Origin of the sequence: Bacillus sp. JJ1566 (genome assembly GCF_036962685.1) — a bacterium.
GTDB lineage: Bacteria > Bacillota > Bacilli > Bacillales > Bacillaceae_L > Ferdinandcohnia.
This window is the reverse complement of the sequence record NZ_JBALOP010000009.1, coordinates 7,367-11,258: the sequence shown is the minus strand read 5'-3', so window position 1 is coordinate 11,258 and position 3,892 is coordinate 7,367. Positions and strand designations below refer to the sequence as shown.

General features: G+C 37.8%; 2 protein-coding genes. Both read right to left on the bottom strand.

Features of this window, described 5'->3' with window-relative positions; all coding sequences use genetic code 11:
* Positions 1-134: 134 nt before the first annotated feature.
* Positions 135-1,202, bottom strand: coding sequence for an HD-GYP domain-containing protein (locus V7112_RS05515; protein WP_335416530.1), 1,068 nt, complete (start codon positions 1,200-1,202; stop codon positions 135-137).
* A 92-nt stretch (positions 1,203-1,294) separates the two neighbouring features.
* On the bottom strand, positions 1,295-3,844 hold the full coding sequence (gene gyrA / locus V7112_RS05510) for a DNA gyrase subunit A (protein ID WP_335416529.1): 2,550 nt from the start codon (positions 3,842-3,844) through the stop codon (positions 1,295-1,297).
* Positions 3,845-3,892: the final 48 nt, after the last annotated feature.

Sequence of the window (3,892 nt, the reverse complement as noted above, 5' to 3'; positions counted from 1 at the left end):
TTTTTAAAATAATAATTTGCTTCAGATACAACTTTAAAAGTATAGTCGGAATTAGCCCAAGAATCAAGTATTTGTTTTACAATTATTTTCACATTCACTTCTTACAAAAATAACACCTCTGTAGTTGGAGGTGTTTAAATAATCTCTTCTATAAAAAGTTCTCGGAAGTTTTTTAAATCTAAAAATTCATTTTCGCTGATTTTAAGTAATGGTCTTGTTGGTTGAGATTTATCAATAAATACAATTTCCCCAGATTGACCATTTGAGAGTTTTATTTTTGTTCCAATTGAAATGTTTCCAACCCCATTAGTTAGGGCCTCTACTACTTTCATATCAAATTTTCCAAACGATTCCCGTCTGATTTCCTCTAGGGCCCTGAAAGGGGATTGGCGATTGCTATAGGGTCTTTCTAGGGTCATCGCCGAGTACACATCAGCAACTGCAACGATTTTGCTAAATTGATGTAGTCTTTCCCCGGTCACCCCTAGTACATAGCCCGTTCCATCCATTCTTTCATGATGTTGGAATACTGCTAATTTTACGCTGTCTTTTATAAGTGGTATCTTTTCAATCATTCTGTAGCTGTATAATGGGTGTTTTTTTACTTCATTGTATTCAGCTAAAGTTAGTGATGTGGTCTTTAAAAGAATTTTTGGGTCTATTTTAGACATACCACAATCACTTAGTAGTCCTGATATTGCTAGATGATTGCAATCAGCATCATTATATTTTAGCTTTTTCCCCAAAAATCCTGAGAGCAAGCCTAACATGACAGAGTGATGGTATATATAGTCTTCTCGATTTGTATATCTGTGTAAAGAGAAGAGTTCTTTAGGTTGTTCAAGTATACCTTTAAATAGGGGGAGGATAATTTGACGCACTTTGGAGATCTCGACTAGCGCACCAGCCTGCCAGCTCTGAAATAATTGCTTGTATTCCTTTACAGATTTGAGATAATCCTCCACAATTGAGTTTTCTTTTTCCACAACTTTAATTTCCTCTACTTGCTCAGTAGGGGTGAAGGGTTCGCCATTGATTAAAAATGCTTCAACCTGCACATCTTTTACTAAAAATAGTTGAAGAACTTGAATATGTTCGCCTGTTAAAACTGTTTTTTTAGGAATGATTGGTTTATTCGTTAAGGAAAAGATGTCATTTGTTAGAATACATCCTTCTTGTAGCTGGCTTATCCTCACGCGCATATTTTTCCGCCCTCATCTTTCATTCATATACTAGAATCATTTTAACAAAAAAAGAGAAATACTGCACTGCAGCATTTCTCTTTTAAGGAAGTTTATTCAGTCTCGCCTTCTGTATCGGGTTGGTCTTCAATTATTGTTTCTTCAGTTACTGTTTCTTCAACTACTTCATTTCCTGCTTCATCAGAATCAACCTCATGGTCTTCTTCTACTTCTTCTTCCTTCTCAACGACCGCAACTGTAGCTACATGTCCATTTTCATCTAAACGGATAAGCTTAACCCCTTGAGTTGTACGGCCAATTTGTGAGATATCGTTAATTGACATTCTAATTAGGACACCATCAGCAGTAATAAGCATGAGATCATTTTCCACTGTTACAGCTTTAACGGCAATAACTTTACCATTCTTGTCTGTAATATTAACTGTCTTGAGCCCCTTACCACCACGGCTTTGGATTCGGTATTCGCTTGCTGGAGTACGTTTTCCATAGCCATGTTCAGTGACGATTAGGACATCTAGGTTATCTTCCAGAATTTCCATTCCTACTACTTCGTCGCCTTCAGATAGGTTAATTCCTTTAACCCCTGCAGCCGTACGGCCCATGGATCTTACATCAGACTCAGGGAAGCGAATAAGCATGCCATCCTTTGTTCCAATGATAATATCCTTTGATCCATCTGTTAGTCGAACAGAGATAAGTTCGTCACCTTCATGTAGTCCAACCGCGATTAAACCACCTTTACGAATATTTGCAAAGGATGATAGTGGAGTTCGTTTTGAAATACCTTTTCTCGTCGTAAAGAATAAGAACCAATCATCTACAAGCTCAGATACAGGAATAATCGCATTGATCCATTCTTCTTTATCAATTTCTAGTAGGTTGATGATCGGAATTCCTTTAGCTGTTCTACTAAATTCAGGAATTTCATAACCTTTTAGACGATAGACTTTTCCTTTATTTGTGAAGAAGAGTATCGTATCATGGGTTGATGTTGATAAAAGCTGTTCAACAAAGTCATCTTCATTTGTACCCATTCCTTGAATTCCTCGACCACCACGTTTTTGGCTACGGTATGTTGAGACTGGAAGACGCTTTATATACCCTTTGTTTGTAAGAGTAAGGATGATGTTCTCTCTTGGGATCAAATCTTCGTCTTCAATCATTTCAAGTCCGCCGGATAGAATTTCAGTACGTCTTGTATCGTTAAAACGATCTTTAATTTCTAGTAGCTCTTCGCGAATGATTTCAAGTACTTTTTCTTCGTCTGCTAGAATTGCTTTTAATTCTGCAATTAGTGCTACAAGCTCTTGGTATTCTCCCTCAATCTTGTCGCGTTCTAATCCTGTTAAACGCTGCAAACGCATATCTAAAATCGCTTGAGCTTGTTTTTCGGATAGATTAAATCTTGTCATTAAGCCTTCGCGCGCAATATCTGTATTTTGAGAGCCGCGAATTAGCGTTATTATTTCATCAATGTGATCTAACGCAATCCGTAAACCTTCTAAAATATGAGCTCTTGCTTCAGCTTTTCGAAGTTCAAACGCTGTTCTACGTTTAATTACAACGACTTGATGGTCTAAGTAATATTGTAAGCATTGTTTTAAGTTTAGGACTCTTGGATGCCCGTCCACAAGGGCAAGCATGTTGATTCCAAACGTAGTTTGCAATGCAGTATGTTTATATAAATTATTTAAAAGGACATTCGCATTAGCATCTCTTCTAACTTCCATCACAATTCTCATACCGTTTCGGTCTGATTCGTCACGAAGGTCAGTTATGCCGTCAATTTTTTTATCGCGAACTAATTCGGCAATTTTTTCAATTAATTTTGCTTTGTTAACTTGGTATGGAAGTTCTGTAACAAGAATAACTTCCTTACCATTTTTCATTTGTTCAATTTCAACTTTCGCACGTAGAGTAATGGATCCTTTTCCAGTTTCATAGGCTTTTCTAATCCCGCTTCTACCAAGAATATGACCAGCAGTAGGGAAGTCTGGGCCAGGAATAATATCCATTAACTCCGCTATCGTCATCTCAGGGTCCTGACTGATTGCTAGAACACCATCAATAACTTCGCCTAATTGGTGCGGTGGGACATTCGTTGCCATACCTACAGCAATACCTGCAGATCCATTTACTAATAGATTAGGGAACCGGGCAGGGAGAACAGCAGGTTCTCTTTCTGAACCATCGTAGTTATCCTGATAATCAATGGTGTCTTTATTAATATCGCGCAAAAGCTCCATTGAGATTTTTGACATACGTGCTTCCGTATAACGCATTGCTGCTGCTGCATCGCCATCGACAGAACCAAAGTTTCCATGGCCATCAACTAGCATATAACGGTAGTTAAAATTCTGTGCCATACGAACCATTGTATCGTAAACGGCAGAGTCACCATGTGGGTGGTATTTACCAATTACTTCACCTACGATACGCGCTGATTTCTTATATGCTTTATCAGACGTCATACCTAAGTCATTCATTGCATATAAAATCCTGCGGTGAACCGGCTTTAAACCATCACGAACATCTGGTAGGGCACGTGACACAATTACACTCATCGCATAGTCCAAAAACGATGTTTTCATCTCTTGGCTTATATTGATCTCATGAATATTTGAATTTTGACTTTCAGACATAAAAAGAACCTCCCTTATCAAGGGTATAAAATAAAGTGAAACTTCATT

What these genes read in the sequence shown, in the direction of transcription:
- V7112_RS05515 (WP_335416530.1), bottom strand. Translation starts at nt 1,202, where the DNA reads ATGCGCGTGAGGATAAGCCAGCTACAAGAAGGATGTATTCTAACAAAT.
- gyrA (WP_335416529.1), bottom strand. Translation starts at nt 3,844, where the DNA reads ATGTCTGAAAGTCAAAATTCAAATATTCATGAGATCAATATAAGCCAA.